Annotated in this window: 21 protein-coding genes; 17 read left to right on the plus strand and 4 right to left on the minus strand. The window is 71.7% G+C overall.

The features are described 5' to 3' along the window. The coding region (locus ABD296_RS45690) for a phospholipase C (RefSeq protein WP_344283452.1) at positions 1-1563 on the plus strand (1563 nt) is incomplete at its 5' end. Positions 1564-1717: 154 nt separating this feature from the next. Here ABD296_RS45690 and ABD296_RS45695 read toward each other — a convergent pair. After that, positions 1718-2434 (minus strand): winged helix-turn-helix transcriptional regulator, encoded by a 717-nt coding sequence (locus ABD296_RS45695; RefSeq protein WP_344283455.1) that lies wholly within the window; start codon positions 2432-2434, stop codon positions 1718-1720. A 214-nt stretch (positions 2435-2648) separates the two neighbouring features. On the opposite strand from ABD296_RS45695, the gene ABD296_RS45700 reads away from it, so the two are divergent. The 10 genes from ABD296_RS45700 (at position 2649) to ABD296_RS45740 (ending at position 9050) form a co-directional block, all read left to right on the plus strand. Next, a complete protein-coding gene (locus ABD296_RS45700; RefSeq protein WP_344283458.1) occupies positions 2649-2909 on the plus strand; it encodes a MoaD/ThiS family protein in 261 nt (86 codons plus the stop codon). A gap of 121 nt (positions 2910-3030) precedes the next feature. Beyond that, complete coding sequence (locus ABD296_RS45705) at positions 3031-3738, plus strand: LmeA family phospholipid-binding protein (protein WP_344283461.1); 708 nt, start codon at positions 3031-3033, stop codon at positions 3736-3738. A gap of 19 nt (positions 3739-3757) precedes the next feature. After that, on the plus strand, positions 3758-4300 hold the full coding sequence (locus tag ABD296_RS45710) for a sigma-70 family RNA polymerase sigma factor (RefSeq protein WP_455363879.1): 543 nt from the start codon (positions 3758-3760) through the stop codon (positions 4298-4300). Further along, complete coding sequence (locus tag ABD296_RS45715; protein WP_344283467.1) at positions 4297-5091, plus strand: anti-sigma factor family protein; 795 nt, start codon at positions 4297-4299, stop codon at positions 5089-5091. Before ABD296_RS45710 ends, ABD296_RS45715 begins: the two co-directional genes overlap by 4 nt. 48 nt (positions 5092-5139) lie before the next feature. Next, positions 5140-5592 (plus strand): thioredoxin family protein, encoded by a 453-nt coding sequence (locus ABD296_RS45720; RefSeq protein ID WP_344283470.1) that lies wholly within the window; start codon positions 5140-5142, stop codon positions 5590-5592. A 186-nt stretch (positions 5593-5778) separates the two neighbouring features. Then, on the plus strand, positions 5779-5844 hold the full coding sequence (locus tag ABD296_RS50765) for an Ms5788A family Cys-rich leader peptide (RefSeq protein ID WP_353070578.1): 66 nt from the start codon (positions 5779-5781) through the stop codon (positions 5842-5844). Positions 5845-5925: 81 nt separating this feature from the next. After that, the gene (locus ABD296_RS45725; protein WP_344283473.1) at positions 5926-6363 is read left to right on the plus strand and encodes a DUF4395 domain-containing protein; all 438 of its coding nucleotides are present in this window, start codon (positions 5926-5928) and stop codon (positions 6361-6363) included. After that, positions 6360-7199 (plus strand): sulfurtransferase, encoded by an 840-nt coding sequence (locus tag ABD296_RS45730; protein WP_344283476.1) that lies wholly within the window; start codon positions 6360-6362, stop codon positions 7197-7199. The genes ABD296_RS45725 and ABD296_RS45730 overlap by 4 nt, the downstream gene beginning before the upstream one ends. 113 nt (positions 7200-7312) lie before the next feature. Continuing rightward, complete coding sequence (locus tag ABD296_RS45735; RefSeq protein ID WP_285911539.1) at positions 7313-7621, plus strand: DUF1416 domain-containing protein; 309 nt, start codon at positions 7313-7315, stop codon at positions 7619-7621. 127 nt (positions 7622-7748) lie between these two features. After that, the gene (locus ABD296_RS45740) at positions 7749-9050 is read left to right on the plus strand and encodes a hypothetical protein (protein WP_344283481.1); all 1302 of its coding nucleotides are present in this window, start codon (positions 7749-7751) and stop codon (positions 9048-9050) included. On the opposite strand, the gene ABD296_RS45745 is transcribed toward ABD296_RS45740, so the two are convergent. From ABD296_RS45745 to ABD296_RS45755, 3 genes are read right to left on the minus strand one after another with little or no spacing between them, the layout of a single operon-like run. Beyond that, the gene (locus ABD296_RS45745; RefSeq protein WP_344283484.1) at positions 8938-9552 is read right to left on the minus strand and encodes a hypothetical protein; all 615 of its coding nucleotides are present in this window, start codon (positions 9550-9552) and stop codon (positions 8938-8940) included. The two genes, ABD296_RS45740 and ABD296_RS45745, sit on opposite strands and share 113 nt — an antisense overlap. After that, on the minus strand, positions 9549-10148 hold the full coding sequence (locus tag ABD296_RS45750; protein WP_344283487.1) for a hypothetical protein: 600 nt from the start codon (positions 10146-10148) through the stop codon (positions 9549-9551). Before ABD296_RS45750 ends, ABD296_RS45745 begins: the two co-directional genes overlap by 4 nt. Then, complete coding sequence (locus ABD296_RS45755) at positions 10145-10912, minus strand: hypothetical protein (RefSeq protein WP_344283490.1); 768 nt, start codon at positions 10910-10912, stop codon at positions 10145-10147. The genes ABD296_RS45750 and ABD296_RS45755 overlap by 4 nt, the downstream gene beginning before the upstream one ends. 44 nt (positions 10913-10956) lie before the next feature. Here ABD296_RS45755 and ABD296_RS45760 point away from each other — a divergent pair, with 44 nt between their 5' ends. From ABD296_RS45760 to ABD296_RS45785, 6 genes are all read left to right on the plus strand, one after another. Then, on the plus strand, positions 10957-11661 hold the full coding sequence (locus ABD296_RS45760; RefSeq protein WP_344283493.1) for a hypothetical protein: 705 nt from the start codon (positions 10957-10959) through the stop codon (positions 11659-11661). 108 nt (positions 11662-11769) lie between these two features. Continuing rightward, positions 11770-12171 carry a YbaB/EbfC family nucleoid-associated protein gene (locus ABD296_RS45765; RefSeq protein ID WP_344283496.1) on the plus strand — a complete coding sequence of 134 codons (402 nt, stop codon included), beginning with the start codon at positions 11770-11772 and terminating at the stop codon, positions 12169-12171. A gap of 94 nt (positions 12172-12265) precedes the next feature. After that, the gene (locus tag ABD296_RS45770) at positions 12266-12580 is read left to right on the plus strand and encodes a type VII secretion target (protein WP_344283500.1); all 315 of its coding nucleotides are present in this window, start codon (positions 12266-12268) and stop codon (positions 12578-12580) included. After that, entirely contained in the window at positions 12577-13566 is a 990-nt protein-coding gene (locus tag ABD296_RS45775) for a WXG100 family type VII secretion target (RefSeq protein ID WP_344283503.1), read from the plus strand. Before ABD296_RS45770 ends, ABD296_RS45775 begins: the two co-directional genes overlap by 4 nt. A 53-nt stretch (positions 13567-13619) precedes the next feature. Beyond that, a complete protein-coding gene (locus ABD296_RS45780; protein ID WP_344283506.1) occupies positions 13620-14522 on the plus strand; it encodes a hypothetical protein in 903 nt (300 codons plus the stop codon). A 37-nt stretch (positions 14523-14559) separates the two neighbouring features. Continuing rightward, positions 14560-15858: a S8 family peptidase gene (locus tag ABD296_RS45785; protein ID WP_344283509.1), complete on the plus strand. Its 1299-nt coding sequence runs from the start codon at positions 14560-14562 to the stop codon at positions 15856-15858. Positions 15859-16211: the final 353 nt, after the last annotated feature.

Here is a 16211-nt window from a genome sequence, read left to right on the forward strand (position 1 = left end):
GCCGCCTGCGGCTCGTCCGGCGCGTCGGCGGGCCTCGCGTCCCAGCAGGGCGCCACCGGGCACGGGCCAGGCGCGTCCGCGCGCACGCCGATCCAGCACGTCGTGGTCATCTACGGGGAGAACATCTCCTTCGACCACTACTTCGGCACCTACCCGCACGCCGCCAACACCGACGGGACGCCGTTCCACCCCGCCAAGCACACCCCGAAGGTCGACGGCCTCACCAAGAAGCTCCTGAAGCACAACCCGAACCAGTACGACCCGAAGCGGCTGACCCCGTCCCAGGCCCTCACCTGCGACCAGGACCACAACTACGGCGCCGAGCAGAAGGCCGTCAACGGCGGCAAGATGGACAAGTTCGTCGAGTTCACCGGCAAGGACAAGTGCACCGGCCAGCCGATCCTGTTCGGCGAGCCCGGCCTCGTCATGGACTACTTCGACGGCAACACCGTCACCGGCATGTGGAACTACGCCCAGCACTACGCCATGAGCGACAACTCGTGGGACGGGACGTTCGGGCCGTCCACCCCCGGCGCCATCAACCTCATCTCCGGGCAGACCCACGGCGTGTACGCGGTCGACCCGAAGACCCACGAGAAGGTCTCCGACGCCTACGCCGTGCAGTCCCCGGACGCGAACGGCATCGGGACGATGATCAACGACCCGGACCCGGCGTTCGACGACTGCTCCGACAACAACCACACCTCGACCAACGCCCTCGCCGTCATGACCGGCAAGAACGTCGGCGACCTCCTCAACGCCAGGAAGGTCACCTGGGGCTGGTTCCAGGGCGGGTTCCGGCCCACCGGCAAGGCGAACGGCTACGCCGTCTGCGGCGCCGCCCACGCCAACATCGGCAAGAACCAGGTCGTCGACTACAGCCCGCACCACGAGCCGTTCCAGTACTACAAGTCGACGGCGAACGAGAAGCACCTGCCGCCCTCATCCGTCCAGGCCATCGGCCGCACCGACCAGGCCAACCACCAGTACGACCTGACGGACTTCGACGCCGCGCTCAACGCCCGCAACCTGCCGGCCGTCAGCTTCCTCAAGGCGCCGTCCTACCAGGACGGCCACGCCGGCTACTCCGACCCGATCGACGAGCAGAAGTTCGTCACCGGCACCATCAACAAGCTGCAGAAGTCGCCGGAGTGGAAGTCCACCGCCGTCGTCCTCGCCTATGACGACTCCGACGGCTGGTACGACCACGCCGCGCCGCGCATCACCAACGGCTCCGCCGACCCCGCCCAGGACCAGCCCCTGTGCACGAAGGTCAAGGCGGCGGGCGGCTACCAGGACCGCTGCGGCCCGAGCCAGCGCCTCCCGATGCTCGTCGTCTCGCCGTACGCGAAGGTCAACCACGTCGACCACCACGCGGTCGAGCAGGCGTCGGTGCTGCGCTTCATCGAGGACAACTGGGGCACCGGCCGCCTCGGCGACGCCTCCTTCGACGGCCGCGCCGGCAGCATCGAGGGCATGTTCGACTTCCGCCACCCCAAGGCGAAGCAGGTGATCCTCGACCCCGACACCGGCGCCGTCGTTTCCAGGGGGACGACCCCCTGACCCCCGTCACGGTCGACAGGCTGTTTCCCGCTCCGCTGGCGCTCCGCGCGAAACAGCCTGTCGCCCGGCGGGCAGCCCCGCTCCGCTCGCTGCACTCGCTCCGCGTGCCCGCCCGTGAGGTCGGCTGAGCTTCGGGCCCGCCGGGCCTGGGCGACTACGCTTTGGCGGGGGTTCTTTCTTCGGCGTCGCCGGGGCGGTGGTCGGGGACGAAGCGGTAGCCGACGTTGCGGACGGTGCCGATCAGCGACTCGTACTCGGCGCCGAGCTTGGCGCGCAGCCGCCGGACGTGCACGTCGACCGTCCGGGTGCCGCCGAAGTAGTCGTAGCCCCACACCTCCTGCAGCAGCTGGGCGCGGGTGAAGACCCGGCCCGGGTGCTGCGCGAGGTACTTCAGCAGCTCGAACTCCTTGAAGGTGAGGTCCAGGATCCGGCCGCGCAGGCGGGCGGTGTAGGTGGCCTCGTCGATGGTCAGCTCGCCGCTGCGGATCTCGCCGGGCACCTCGTCGGCGCCCGCGACCGCGGCGGCCCGGCCGACCGCGAGCCGCAGCCGCGCCTCGACCTCGGCGGGCCCGGCGGTCTGCAGCAGCAGGTCGTCCAGCCCCCACTCGGAGCTGAGCGCGGCGAGGCCGCCCTCGGTCACGATGCCGAGCAGCGGGCAGTCCAGTCCGGTGGTGCGCAGCAGCCGGCACAGGCTCTTGGCCTGGACCAGGTCGCGCCGCGCGTCCACCAGCACGACGTCGGCGGGCGGCGCGTCGATCAGCGCGGACGCCTCGGCGGGGGCGACCCGCACCGAGTGCAGCAGCAGCCCGAGCGCGGGCAGGACCTCGTCGGACGGCTCCAGCGCGTTGGTCAGCAAGAGCAAACTGCTCAAGTGCCGCCTCCTCGTCCCTAAAAGACGTTAGGACCCAGGCGGCCCATCCTCCAAAGCCCCCGGCCACGGTCGGCGGCTCGAAGACGAGGCGGCCATGCAGGGGCCTTGCGGATGAACTCCATGGCCTCGTCGCCCGGATCCCTCGTCATGAGCATATCCGAGCCGTCCCGGCGGGCAATGGCCACCTGCGGCGCGGGCATGAGATCGTGGGAGCGTGGCCAGAGGGACGATGCGCTACTGGGCCGCCGCGAAGGCGGCGGCGGGGACGCATGAGGAGCCTTACGACGCCGGCACGCTGGCGGAGGCGATCGAGGCGGCGCTGGCGCGGGACGGGCGCGGCGCGGAGTTCGCGCGGGTCGTCGGACGCAGCTCGTTCCTGATCGACGGGGACCCGGTGGGCGGCCGCCCGCACGAGGCGGTGCCGCTCCCCGAAGGCGGCGTGGTGGAGGTGCTGCCGCCCTTCGCCGGCGGCTGATCTCGCGGTGTGACGCGGGGCGCGCCGATCTCATTCCGCAGTGCGACTCGACTCGGGCGTTCTGGGCAATAAGGTGTGGCGGCGCCGTCATCGCGCGCGTGCCGCCGCCCGAGGGAGAGAGATGCGCAAAGCACTGCTGGCGTTGCTGATCGTGGTCGCCGTGGGCCTCGTCGTCGCCGACCGGGTCGGAGTCCGGATCGCCCAGGACCGGATCGGGCAGCAGGTCGCGGCGCAGTACAACCTGCCGCAGAAGCCCGATGTCACGATCCACGGCATCCCGTTCCTGACGCAGGTGGTCGGCGGCGAGTACCACCACATCACCGTGGACATCGGCGACTGGACCGAGCAGGGCGTCACCGTCTCCGGCGTCAAGGTGGACATGCGCGGGCTGAACGCGCCGCTGTCGGACGTGATCAACGGCGACACCACGAACATGACGGCCGACACCGCGACCGCCTCCGCGATCGTCCCCTACGACGTGATCAAGAAGGAGGCGCCGAAGGAGGTCAAGAGCATCGCGCCGAAGGGCGACGACCTCGCCGTGGACCTGACCGGCAGCGTCCTCGGCTTCCCGGTGAACGGCAGCGCGGTGGTGTCGGTGAAGCCGACCTCCAAGGGGATCGCGATCACGCCGGAGTCGGTGGGCACCGACGGGGCCGCGCAGCTGCCGCTGACGCTGGTCCGCCAGCAGCTCACCTGGATCGTCCCGGTGCGGGACCTGCCCGTCGGGTCGCAGATCAGCGAGATCCAGCCGACCCCCGAGGGGCTGCGGGTCGGCGCGACCGCCCACAACGTCAACCTCAACGATCTCCAGCAGCAGCAGAAATAGCCGCGAACACCCTGAACCGGTGCGGCCGCGGATACGTGACAGTGGTGTGGGTCCCACCGCGGATGAGGGGTTGCTGCGCGCCCTGTACAGCGAGCACGGCGGGCCGCTGCTCGGCTACGTCCTGCGGCTGACCGGCGGCGACCGGCTCCAGGCCGAGGACGTCGTGCAGGAGACGCTGCTGCGCGCCTGGAAGCACCCGGACGCGCTCGCGGGCCGTCCGGTGCGTCCGTGGCTGTTCACCGTCGCGCGGAACCTCGTCGTGGACGCGCACCGGGCGAAGCGGGCGCGGCCCCCGGAGACCGGCATCGACGAGCACGTGCTGACGACCGTGCCGGGGTCGGACGACATCGACCGGGCGCTGGAGTCCTGGACGGTCGCCGAGGCGCTCGCCGAGCTGACCCCGTCGCACCGGGCCGTGCTGGTGGAGACCTACTACCGCGGCCGGTCGGTCGCCGAGGCGGCGAAGTCGCTCGGCATCCCGGCGGGCACCGTGAAGTCCCGCACGTTTTACGCACTGCGGGCGCTCAAACTCGCATTGGAGGAGCGGGGGTTGGCGCCATGAACGAATGCGCGGACGTGCGCACCTCGCTCGGCGTGTACGTGGTCGGCGCGATCGACCCGGCCGAGCGCGGGCAGGTCGATGCGCACCTGGAGGGCTGCCCGGCGTGCCGGGACGAGCTGGCCGGACTGGCGGGGCTGCCCGCGCTGCTCGGCCGGGTCGAGGAGTCCCAGCTGGAGCAGGTGGTCCGGCGGGGGGAGGCGGAGGGGCCCGGTCCCGAACTGCTGGACGGGCTGCTGTCCCGCGCGGCCGAACGACGGAGGGGATGGCTCGGCCCGCTGGGGCGGGGGGCCGGCGGACGGGGCCCGCGCTCGATCGGGCGCTGGGCCCCGCTCGCCGCCGCCGCATGCCTGCTGCTCGTCGTGGGGGCGCTGTTCGGCGGCCTGGTGTTCTCGTCGGAGGACGGCGGCCGTACCGCGTCGCCGCCAGCCGCCTCGGGGTCTCCGTCGGCCTCGTCCGAACCCGAGCCGGAGCAGACGGTGCGGCCGACGGGCCGCGGCGAGCGGATCGTCGCCACCGACCCCGACACCAGGATCAAGGGGATCGTCTGGCTCCAGCGCAAGGAGTGGGGCACGCAGGTCGAGCTGTACCTGTCGGGCGTGCCGAAGGGGGAGCACTGCCGGATGATGGTGATCGCCCGGGACGGGCGGCGGGACGCCATCGGCAGCTGGTCCGTCCCCTACGACAGCGGCTACGGCGACTACCACGGCTCGACGATGTTCCCGCGCGGCCAGCTGTACTCCTTCGAGATCGTCGGCCTGGACGGGAAGCCGCTGCTCACCATCCCCACGTAGGCTCGCGTCCGTGGAAGAAACGCGGGCTCCGGCGGGTTGTCGCCAACGATGACCGGAGTATGGGTTGCCGTGGCGGTGCTGGTGGCGGCGACGGTGTTCGGACTCGTCCGCCGCCGCCGCGACGGCGTGCTGCGCGCGGCGCCGGCGCGCGCGGGCACGGGTGCGGGGAAGGACGGCGACGACCAGGTGGGCGACACCCTTCGACCCGACGAGCTGGGCGCCGACCTCGGTGAGAAGGCCACGCTCGTCCAGTTCTCCAGCGCGTTCTGCGCCCCCTGCCGCGCGACGCGCCGCGTCCTCGGCGAGGTCGCCGGGATGGTGGACGGCGTCGCGCACGTGGAGCTGGACGCCGAGGCGCACCTGGAGCTGGTCCGCAGGCTGAACGTCGTGCGGACGCCGACGGTCCTCATCCTGGACGGTGCCGGACGGGTCGTCCGGCGCGCCGCCGGGGCGCCCCGCAAGGCCGACGTGATCGCCGCGCTCGGCGTCGCGATCCCGTGACCGGGCACCGCCGCGGCCGGGCGCCGCTCGACGCTGTCAAGACCCCGGGAGGGGCAGGTCAACCAGTGAGCCGTACCCGGATGACCTGCGATAAGACACATGTCACTGTCTCGCAAGGCGAGACGGATGTGACAGCGCGTGGATTGTCGGCTTAACATCGTGGTCGTGCGTTACTGGACAGAGCAGATGCTCACGAAGCGCCGCGCGGTCGACTTCTGCCGCGTGGCCGCCTCGCTCTGTCGCCCGGCCTGAGGCATCGAGCCCTTCCGCGCCCCGAGCTCTTCCGATTTCCACGCTCGTACGCACGCTTCCTCTCCGCCCTGGAGCACCCCGATGCAGGTTGATCCGCGTGGGCCGCGCTTCGGCGCTTCGGTCACGACGGTCGTTCTCGTGGTGGTCCTGGTCACCGGAAGCTGGGCACTGCTCGCCGCTCAGGCCGTCGTGTTCGCCATCGGCGCGTTCCTCGGCCTCCGGTACGCCCCGTACGGGCTGGTGTTCAAAGCGCTGATCCGCCCCCGGCTCGCCCCTCCCCGGGACACCGAGGACGAGGCCCCGCCCCGCTTCGCGCAGGGCGTCGGGTTCGTCTTCGCCCTGGCGGGGACGGTCGGATACGGGACGGGGATCACCTGGCTCGGCATCGGTGCCACCGCCCTCGCGCTGGCGGCGGCGTTCCTGAACGCGGCGTTCGGGTTCTGCCTCGGCTGCGAGATATATCCGCTCTTCCGACGTATCACCGCGAAGATTCGCTCCGACAGGGAGGTTCCCGCATGAGCCGCTCCGACGTCCTGGTGGACACCGATTGGGTCGAGGCCCACCTGGACGACCCCGGCCTGGTCCTGGTCGAGGTGGACGAGGACGTGTCCGCCTACGACAAGGGCCACATCCGTGGCGCCGTGAAGATCGACTGGAAGACCGAGCTGCAGGACCCGGTCCGCCGCGACTTCGTGGACAAGACCGGTTTCGAGCAGCTGCTGTCCTCCAAGGGCATCGCCAACGACGACCTGGTGATCCTCTACGGCGGTAACAACAACTGGTTCGCCGCCTACGCGTACTGGTACTTCAAGCTGTACGGGCACGGCAAGGTCAAGCTGCTCGACGGCGGCCGCAAGAAGTGGGAGCTGGACTCCCGCGAGCTGGTCGAGGACGTCCCGTCCCGGCCGCGCACCGACTACAAGGCGCAGGAGCAGGACCTGGCGATCCGCGCCTTCCGCGACGAGGTCGTGGACGCGATCGGCGCCAAGAACCTGATCGACGTCCGGTCCCCGGACGAGTTCAGCGGCAAGCTGCTCGCCCCGGCGCACCTGCCGCAGGAGCAGTCGCAGCGGGCCGGCCACGTGCCGACCGCGCGCAGCATCCCGTGGTCGAAGGCGGCCAACGACGACGGCACGTTCAAGTCCGACGACGAGCTCCGGCAGATCTACACCGAGGCCGGCGTCGACCTGAGCAAGTCCACGATCGCCTACTGCCGGATCGGCGAGCGCTCGTCGCACACCTGGTTCGCGCTGCGCGAGCTGCTCGGCCTGCAGGACGTGAAGAACTACGACGGCTCGTGGACCGAGTACGGCTCGCTGGTCGGCGTGCCGATCGAACTCGGCGAGCCCAAGTAATCCGGGCTCGGCCGGCCCGAGCACCACGAGTCCGAGAGCACGCCACCGCCCAGAGAACACCCCACCGCCGCCGGCGGAACGAATCCTTCCGTGTGCACGGAGATGGAGGAGCAATGACCCAGGGCTGCGCAGCGCCCGAGCAGACGGCGCACCTACCCGCGACCGTCGACCTGACCAACGAGGCCGTCATCCAGGGCACCGTCACCCGTGACGGCGCCCCCGTGTCGAGCGCGTACGCGCGCCTGCTCGACTCGACCGGCGAGTTCACCGCGGAGGTCGTCACCGGCGACGAGGGCGTGTTCCGCTTCTTCGCCGCCGACGGCGACTGGACCGTGCGCGTCCTGGCCGCGGGCGGGGTGAGCGTCGACAACGCCGTCACCGCCAAGACCGGTGAGGTCGCGGCGCTCGAGGTGGCCATCTGATCCGGCCGTCCGGTCCGACCATCTGATCCGAATCGCCGAACCCCGCCGTCCCGGTCCGTCCGGGCGGCGGGGTTCGCCGTTCTCCGGACGGTGGGGCGGCCGGGGTCCGCGGAGTAGCATCGGCGCGATGTCCGTACTGTCCGCGCGCTCGCCGCTGCTGCTGCCGTGGGCCGCGCTCAAGCTCGCGGGGCGGTTCGTCCTGCCGCTGACCCTGTGGTTCACCGCGGGGCGGCTGCTGCGGTACGGCGTGCTGTACGGCGGGTACCGGCTCGGCGGGGCGAAGGGGACGGCGGCGACGGTCGCGCCGCTGGTCACCGTCGGCCTGCTGGTGGTGATCACGCTGGCCACCGCCGTGCTGATGGTGCACTGCGTCCGCGAGGGCCTGGACGTGGTGCACGCGCGAGAGGCGGACGGCGACCTGACGCCGTGGGCGGTCGGCAACGAGGAGTCGGTGGTCGGCGCGATGGCGCGGGCGGCGCTGCCGTTCGTCATCTTCTACCTGGCGTGGGGGATGCAGACCGACGACGCCCGCGAGTTCGCCGACATGGCCTCCAGCCGCGGGTTCGCCGAGGGCGGCTTCCAGGGGCAGCTCAAGGGCATGGGGATGCTGCTCTCGCTGCAGAAGCACCTCATCCTCGCGGTCGCCATCACGGTCGCGTTCTTCCTGGTCAAGACTGCGGTGGAGTGGCTGCTGGAGGAGCGGCTCGGCCGCTCGGCGGGCGCGCTGATGGCCTTCCTGGAGATCAACTTCACGCTGTTCGGCATCTTCACGATCGACCAGCTGCGCGGCAAGGCGGTCGGCTGGATCACCGCGCGGCAGGCCTGGCAGTGGGTCGACGGCGCCGCCGGACCCGTCCCGGACCTGTGGCCGCCGTTCAAGGACGCGGTGCTCGGCGCGCTGATCTGGCTGGTCATCGCCGGGGTGATCCTCGGCCTGGACGCCGGTGACGAGCGGGTCGTGCTCGGGCGCGGCCGGGCGGCGCGGCGGCTCGCGGCGGCCGGCGGGATCGAGCGGCAGGGCAGCGTCCGGGAGGTGCTGACCCGCGGGTTCCGCGAGATGTGGCTGCCCGCCTGGTACGGGCTGCGGCTCGTCCGCCGGTCCGGGATGCTGCCGTTCGCGGTGTTCTGCCTGCTGTTCTCCGCGCTGGACGTGGGGGAGGACGCGTCCCGCCGGTGGGTGTACGAGCTGCTCGGCCCGCACGAGGTGACGTGGTGGATGCCGCGGCTGCCGATGGTGGACTACGGCACCGGGCTGGTCTTCGAGATCCTGCGGATCTGCCTGCTCGCGGCGGCGTTCAACCTGGTGATGGCGCGGGTCACGGAGCGAAACGCAGCGAAGGCAGTGGCTTCCCGGACTTCCGTGACGTCTTCGGCGCCTGCACCCGCAGCGCCAGCGCCGCAGCCTCGGTTCGGGGCACCGTCCCCCTGACGGTGAGCCGCGTCACGGCGCCCGGACGCGGCGTCCCGGCGGCGAGGCCGTTCGCCGACCAGCTGCGGCCGCCGCCGTCGGTGAAGGTGTAGACGAAGCCGTAGGACCCGATCGTCTTCGCGGCGGCCGCGTCGTCCGGCCGGACGGCGAGCACGACCTGCAGTTCGGTGACGGTGTCGTCCTTCGGCTTCGTCCCGAAGGCGAGCGGCGCGCGGGCCTGCCGGGCGACCGCCTTCCACTGGGCGCCCGCCAGCGTGCCGGTCGCGCCGTTCGGGACGGTCGTCACCTTCTCGGGCGGCTTCAGGTTCTTCTGCATGCTGTCGGTCTCGTCCGTCCACTTCAGGACGAGGAACGCGGGCAGCAGGGCGGTCAGCGCCAGCGCCTGGACGATGCGCCGGTCGCGGGGGCGCAGCCGCGGCGCGGGGGTGACGCGGGGCAGGTCGGGGTTGGTGCGCTGCGGGTCGTCGTAGGGGTCGCCGAAGGCGGGACCGGCGGTCGTCATGGTGTCGCGGCCTCCGGGTCGTAGCGGTCGGCGGCGCCGCTGATCAGCGCCTCCGCGTCGGATTTCCCGATCCCGAGGTCGATGTCGGCGGCGGCGGACAGCTGGGGGAGCAGCCCGCCCGTCCCGACGACCAGGTGGGCCCCTTGCAGGCGCTTCTTCGGCAGCTCGAACAGCAGCGTCCCCGGCGCCCAGATCATCGGCTCCATGTCCGGGACGTCGCTCGACGGGCCGACCCGCGGGTCGTAGCGGTAGCGGTAGCCGCCGGGCGTCTCCAGCATCGCGGTCCCGAGCCGGAGCGGTTCGCGCTGGCTCTTCACCCGTATCCGGACGGCGAGGTAGATGCCGTCGGTGCCGATCGCCGGCTGGTTGCCGAAGCTCAGCTCGGGCGCCAGCGACCGTGCCGCCTTCACCTCGTCGACGCGGACGCTGAACATCCGGTTGGAGACGACCTGCCCGACCTTTCCGCCGTTGCGGATCGGGTCCATCTCCTTGGCGTCCACTTGCGGGCGCATCGTGTGCACCCACATCGCGGCGGCGAGCAGGGCCGTCCCGACGACGGCGGTCCCGCCCCGCACCAGCAGCGCCCGCCCGTTCACCGGTGGCTCGCGGTCGGCCGGGGCTTCGCGGGGCGGGTGCGCTGCGCGGGCGGACGTGACGCGCCGCGCGTCGGCCGCGCCGTCCGGGTCGGGGACAGCGCGCGCGTCGAGGACGGCGCGGGGCTCGCGATCGGCGCGGGCGCGGCGATCGGGAGCGTCATCCTGGCGACCAGCGAGTCGCTCTGGCGGTCGACCAGCCAGTTGTAGCTGACGTCGGTGAACCCGGTCCGGTACTCCCACTTGCGCAGCCCGATGGTGAACCGGGTCGGCGCGTCCGCCGGGCCCATCTTCCACATCGCCGAGGCCTCGACGGGCAGGCCGGGCTGCGTCGTGTTCGTCTTCGCGCCCGCCGCGACACCCTCGACGTCGTCGGGTTCGAGCCACTTGCCGGCCTTGGTGCGCGCGGCGAGCCCGTCCGCCAGCCCGCCGTCGCCGAGCGACGCGGTCTCCTTGCCGTTGTTGACGACCCGCATCCGGACGATCAGGTACCGCTTCGCGGCCGAGTCGAACGGGCCCTTCACCAGGCCGATCCGCGCGTCGTGCACGGTCACGGTGAACAGGCCGGCGTCCAGCGCCTTGCCGGGCTTCTCGACGGGCTGCTTCGGCGCCTCCTTGAACCCGCCCGCCGCCCACGTCACGGCCGCCAGCGCAGCGGCGGCGCACACGACGATGACGGGGACCAGCCGGCGCCTCGCGGACGCGCGGTTCCCGCCTTCGCCGAACGGCTCCCCCGGGGGCGGAGGGACCGGCGCGGTGGACTGCACCCGCCGAATGCTAGTACGGCCGACGGCGCCTCTAAGCTCACCGGATGCCGTACAGAGTCCGGTTCGTCCCGGTGCTGCCCGTGCTGATGATCGTCATCGGTGCGGCCGCCGCTCCGCTCGTGGCGGCGGGGATGTTCATGGCGGAGATGCGGGCCTGGCAGGCCGTCCTCGGCGTCGTGTTCTGGGTCGTGCTCGTCCTGTGGCTGGTCGGCAGCGGGATCGCGCGCCTGCGCCGCATGGCGCGCAGCCGGTGGACGGCGTTCGCCGTCGAGCCGGACGGCGTCCGGATCGGCGCGGGGCCAGGGACGCCGCCGCGGTTCTTCCCGTGGTCGGACGTGGACGCGATCGTCCGGTTCGACGTTCCCCGGGTCGTCCGCCGCGCGCCGATGCGCCACCTCGGCGTCAGTCTCCGGGACGGTGCGCCGGGCGGCGTCGCCGAGTTCGAGCAGCGGCTCACCGCCGCCCGCGAACGCCCCGACCTGCGCGACACCGACCGCGAGACCCTCGGCCACATGGTCGAACGCCTGGCCGGTGACGCCTTCCCGCGCGACCACGCGGTCAGCGCCTACGTCCGCCAGCGGGACTGGTGGCTGAATCGGCGCGCGCTGGAGCGGGCCCTGCACGATCTGGCGCCGGGCGTCCCGCTCGTCGAGCTGGGCGCGGGCCGTCCGCCGCACGAGTGGCTCGACGACCGGGCGCGGCTGGAGCAAGCGGCGCAGGTGGCGCAGGTGGACCGTTCCGGCGATTGACCCGGCGCCGTACCGCCGCTCCCTGGCCGAATAAAGATCGCTACGTGGCGACACGGTGAATCTTTGTTGTAATGTCCGGATCCGGTCACCCGTCCGGAAGAGAAGTGCATGGACCCGAACCTGCCGCCCGCCATCGCCGACCCTGAGAAGTGGCTGCGCGACCAGCAGCAGTGGGCCGCGGACATGAAGGAGCGCGCGGACCGTGCCCAACAGGAACTGGCCGCCAACACCACGACGCTGACCAGCCGGGACAACGCGGTCACCGTGACCGTGAACCCGAGCGGCGTGCTGCTGGACCTGCGGCTGTCCTCGCACGCCGACCGGATGAGCGGCGCCCAGCTCACCGCGTCGATCATGGAGACCTACCGGAAGGCGTGCGGGCGCGGGGCCGCCCGCACCGTCGAGATCATGTCGCAGGTCGTCGGCGACGACTCCGAGGCCATGGACTTCCTGCGCGCCGCGCTGCCCCCGGCCGACGAGGACGACGAGCAGGACCGCCGGCCCTGGTGACCCGGTCTCGGTGATCCGGACGCCGGCGTTCGTCAGCGCGCCCGCCCCTCGCCGGTGATCCTTCCGGCGACCGCCCCGCACCCGAAGGAGCCCCATGGGCGAGAACGGTTTCGAAGTAGAGAGGTCCGCGCTCGACACGCACGCGGGCAAGGTCGACCACGCCGTCGGACGCGTCGACAAGGCGAACCAGGCCGCCGCCCAGTCCACGCTCGGCGGCTGGCAGATGTACGGCGCGCTCTGCTCCCCGATCATCGAGCCGACGCTCGCCGGCCTGTTCGGCGACTCCGACGACATGGTGAAGAAGGCCGCTGAGCTCGGCCGCTCGCTGGCCACCGGGCTGCGCAGCACCAGGCAGAACTACGAGGCGGTCGAGAAGGCCATCGAGGCGCTCACGAAGCAGGCCCGATGACCACCCCCAACGACCTGATCGCGCAGCCGGAGGGGCAGAAGCGGTTCGAGGGCGCCGGCCTCGCCGACAGCATCGACGGCCTCGTCGCCGACATCGGCGACGGTAAGAACTGGGAGACCCTCGCGGTCGACGGACTCGCCGTCGGCCTGGACGCCCTCGGCATCGCGCTCGACCCGCTCGGCGCGGTCCTGAGCGCCGGCGTCGGGTGGCTGCTGGAGCACATCGCGTTCCTGCGCGAGCCGCTGGAGGTGCTGACCGGCGACCCCAAGCAGATCCAGGCGCTGTCGAAGACCTGGTCCAACGTCGCGACCGAGCTGATGGGCGCCGCGAACGACTACTCCGACGCCATCGGCGACGTCGCCGCGTGGGGCGGCGACGCGTCCACCGCCTACCGCAACACGGCCAAGGAGTACGTCGGCGCGCTGAGCGCCGTCGCCCAGACCGCGCAGCACACCTCCCAGGGCATCGCCGTCGCCGGGCAGGTCGTCGCGGTGGAGCGCGCGTTCGTGTTCGCGGCGATCTCCGAGTGGGTCGGCAAGGTCGTCTCCAAGGCGCTGCTGGCCCTGGCGACCTCGGTGTTCACCTTCGGCGGCTCGCTCGGCTTCTTCATCGCCAGCGTCGTCGGCGACGCCATCGCGCTGTTCGCCCGGCTCGGCAAGCGGCTCGCCCGGCTGCTGCAGGTCATCCGGCGGTTCGTGGACCGCTTCAGCGGCACCAGCACGCGCGCCGCCGACGCCGCCGCCGCGCTCGGCCGGCGCAGCGACCAGATCAACCGCTGGGCCGACCCGAAGATCAACGGCTCGAACGTGGCGGAGGTCATGTTCACGCCGTCCGCCTACCGCCGCTACACCGAGGCCATGGACGGCTCGTTCGTCGGCCAGACCGCCAACGTGGCGGGCAGCCTGTGGGCCCGGACCGGCGCGGAGGCCGTCAAGTCGGCCCGCGACTTCGGCGACGGCATGGACGACGGCCACTACACCTCCTGACGGCGCCGCCGATGCGGGTCCGTCGTGCCCCGGTTCGCCGCTACGCTGCCACCGTGACGGAGATCATCGACTATGGGCGCTTCGCGGACCGGCTGGCGCCGCCGCATCCGCGCTGGGACCTGCTGCGGCAGTTCCAGGACGAGTGGGGCTACCAGGTGCCCGCCGGAGCCGTCCCGTGGCCGAAATGGTCGGAGAGCGAGCACCGCGCCTACGTCCGCGCGCTCAAGGAGGGATGGACCGGCGAGGAGGAGGACCCCTTCGAGGGCGTCGACCTTGCGCTGCCCATCCCCGCGGCCCTGGACGAGTGGTGGGACCTGCCGTTCAACTCCTTCACCTACTCGCCGCGCCTGTACTGGACTAACCCCGAGTACCCGCCGACGCTGCGGCCCGACCCGTCCGGCTACGGCGTCGCCGAGGGGCTGCCCGAGGCCAACCCGTTCGTCGAACCCGGCGGTGACCTGCGGCTCTGCGTCTTCAAAGCCGAATATCAGTACTGCAACGAATGGGGCTACCTCGCCTGCGAGGCCGGCCAGGACGACCCGCGGGTCCTGGTCAGCGTGGACGAGGACGAGTGGGTGCTGCAGGCCCGGTCGATCTCGGAGTTCTTTGTGCTGCTCGCCGCCGTCCGGCTGCCGTCCCATTTCGGGTGGTCGGTGCAGCTCGTCGACGGAGACTTCGCGGACGGCCCGCCACCGCGGGACCGCATCGAGGCGGCCTACCGGCCGATGGGCTTCCAGAACTGGCGGGAACTCGGCGCCGACACCGCCCTGTTCGGCGGGCCCCGACGTGATCGTCCAGCACGACACCGGCATGGCCGACTACCCGGTCGAGATCAGCGGCCGTACCCGGGACGCCCTCGCCGAGGCCGCCCGGACCCTCGGCTGGACCTGGGACGACAGCCGCGTCGAACCGCCGCGCAAGGACGAGGAGTCCGGATAACGGCGGGGATCGTCTAGAGTCATGGCGTTCGCACGGTTTCAGGAGAGATGGGGTATGCGCGGAGCGGGACTCGTGGCCGGCGCCACCTGCCTGGCCCTGACCTCGGCGTTGGTGTTCGCCCCGGCCGCGTCTGCGGCGCCCGGCGGCCGCCCGTACGTCGCGCCGTCCCCCACCACGAAGCCGACGCAGAAGAAGACCGAGAAGCCGAGACAGCCGCAGAAGCAGCAGGGCTCGTCCGGTGCGCAGTGCAACAAGCCGAGCGGCCAGCCCGCCTCGGCGATCACCCAGGAGCCGTGGGCGCAGCGCCGACTGGACTTCGAGCAGGCGTGGTCCATCAGCCGCGGCGCCGGCGTGACCGTCGCCGTCGTCGACAGCGGCATCGAGGCCGCCCACCCGCAGCTCAAGGGCAAGATCAGCGGCAGCTTCGACGCGACGGGCACCACCCCCACCGACTGCTACGGGCACGGCACCGAGGTCGCCGGCATCATCGCCGCCTCCGACCTGCGCCGCCGCAACGTCCCGTTCGTCGGCGTCGCGCCGCAGGCCAGGCTGATCGACGCCAAGTTCACCACCGGTGAGAGCACCGAGGACAACACCCTGCTGCCGAAGGCCATCACGTGGGCCGCCGAGCATGGCGCGAACGTCATCAACGTGTCGGCGCGCGCGCCCGACACCACGCTGCTGCGCCAGGCCGTCCAGGTCGCGAAGCAGCACGACGTGCTGATCGTCGCGGCCGCCGGCAACGTCGACAAGGACGAGCGCGGCAAGGAGACCGCCGGCTACCCGGCCAACTACCCGGGCGTCCTGTCCGTCGCGGCGGTGGACGAGAACGGCACGATCTCCGACTTCTCCAACCACAAGACGCGCATCGACGTCTCCGCGCCCGGCCAGGACATCATCTCCACCGTCGGCAACGGCTACATCGGCGGCCAGCAGGGCACCAGCTTCAGCGCCCCCTACGCCGCGGGTGTCGCGGCGCTCGTCCGGTCCCGCTACCCCAAGCTGAACTACCAGCAGGTCATCAACCGGATCCTGATCACCGCCGAGGGCGGCAACGGGCAGGGCAGCGGGTACGGCATGATCAGCCCGCTGCAGGCCGTGTCCGCCATCGTGGACCCGACCGCCAAGCCCGGCGAGACCTCGGTGTCCCGTCCCCTGAGTAATCCCGTCCCCATCGCCGCCGCCGAACCCGTCGACCACCGCACCCGCAACATCGGCCTCGCCGTGGCGGGCGGCGCCCTCGGCCTCACCCTGATCGTCGCCTTCGGCGGCGCCGTCATCCCGATGGGCCGCCGCCGAGGCTGGAAGCCCGGCCGCGTCACCGCCCTCCCCACCGGCGACGACCGCGACTGACCGCCGTCCTGGGTTGGTTTTGCGCTGGGACGATGTTTTAGAGAGCTTGGCGCGTGCGTGTAGACGGGTCCTGTTCCATGGGCGGGTCGCCAATGCGGTATCCGCTCCGGGTTGTGAATTGCTTATGGGGTGCGCGTTCGAGTGGTTGGCTTTTGGGGTTTAGTGGGTGGTCGGGCAGTTTTATCTCAGGATCGGTGAACGGCTTTAGGGCGCAATTTTCGGCCTGGCTGGGGGAGTGTCCGATATTGGGATGAGGGGGCGTCCGGTATTGGAGTAAAGGGTGTTCGTGTGGTGGGGTGGCGCTGGCGTACGGGGCCGCCCCTCCAAAGTCAAGGGCGCCTTCGGCGTCGCTT

This window comes from Actinomadura napierensis, from assembly GCF_039529375.1.
Taxonomy (GTDB): Bacteria; Actinomycetota; Actinomycetes; order Streptosporangiales; family Streptosporangiaceae; genus Spirillospora; species Spirillospora napierensis.

What these genes read in the sequence shown, in the direction of transcription:
- ABD296_RS45705 (WP_344283461.1), top strand. Translation starts at nt 3,031, where the DNA reads ATGCGCAAAGCACTGCTGGCGTTGCTGATCGTGGTCGCCGTGGGCCTC.
- ABD296_RS45715 (WP_344283467.1), top strand. Translation starts at nt 4,297, where the DNA reads ATGAACGAATGCGCGGACGTGCGCACCTCGCTCGGCGTGTACGTGGTC.
- ABD296_RS45720 (WP_344283470.1), top strand. Translation starts at nt 5,140, where the DNA reads ATGACCGGAGTATGGGTTGCCGTGGCGGTGCTGGTGGCGGCGACGGTG.
- ABD296_RS45725 (WP_344283473.1), top strand. Translation starts at nt 5,926, where the DNA reads ATGCAGGTTGATCCGCGTGGGCCGCGCTTCGGCGCTTCGGTCACGACG.
- ABD296_RS45730 (WP_344283476.1), top strand. Translation starts at nt 6,360, where the DNA reads ATGAGCCGCTCCGACGTCCTGGTGGACACCGATTGGGTCGAGGCCCAC.
- ABD296_RS45735 (WP_285911539.1), top strand. Translation starts at nt 7,313, where the DNA reads ATGACCCAGGGCTGCGCAGCGCCCGAGCAGACGGCGCACCTACCCGCG.
- ABD296_RS45740 (WP_344283481.1), top strand. Translation starts at nt 7,749, where the DNA reads ATGTCCGTACTGTCCGCGCGCTCGCCGCTGCTGCTGCCGTGGGCCGCG.
- ABD296_RS45745 (WP_344283484.1), bottom strand. Translation starts at nt 9,552, where the DNA reads ATGACGACCGCCGGTCCCGCCTTCGGCGACCCCTACGACGACCCGCAG.
- ABD296_RS45760 (WP_344283493.1), top strand. Translation starts at nt 10,957, where the DNA reads ATGCCGTACAGAGTCCGGTTCGTCCCGGTGCTGCCCGTGCTGATGATC.
- ABD296_RS45765 (WP_344283496.1), top strand. Translation starts at nt 11,770, where the DNA reads ATGGACCCGAACCTGCCGCCCGCCATCGCCGACCCTGAGAAGTGGCTG.
- ABD296_RS45770 (WP_344283500.1), top strand. Translation starts at nt 12,266, where the DNA reads ATGGGCGAGAACGGTTTCGAAGTAGAGAGGTCCGCGCTCGACACGCAC.
- ABD296_RS45775 (WP_344283503.1), top strand. Translation starts at nt 12,577, where the DNA reads ATGACCACCCCCAACGACCTGATCGCGCAGCCGGAGGGGCAGAAGCGG.
- ABD296_RS45785 (WP_344283509.1), top strand. Translation starts at nt 14,560, where the DNA reads ATGCGCGGAGCGGGACTCGTGGCCGGCGCCACCTGCCTGGCCCTGACC.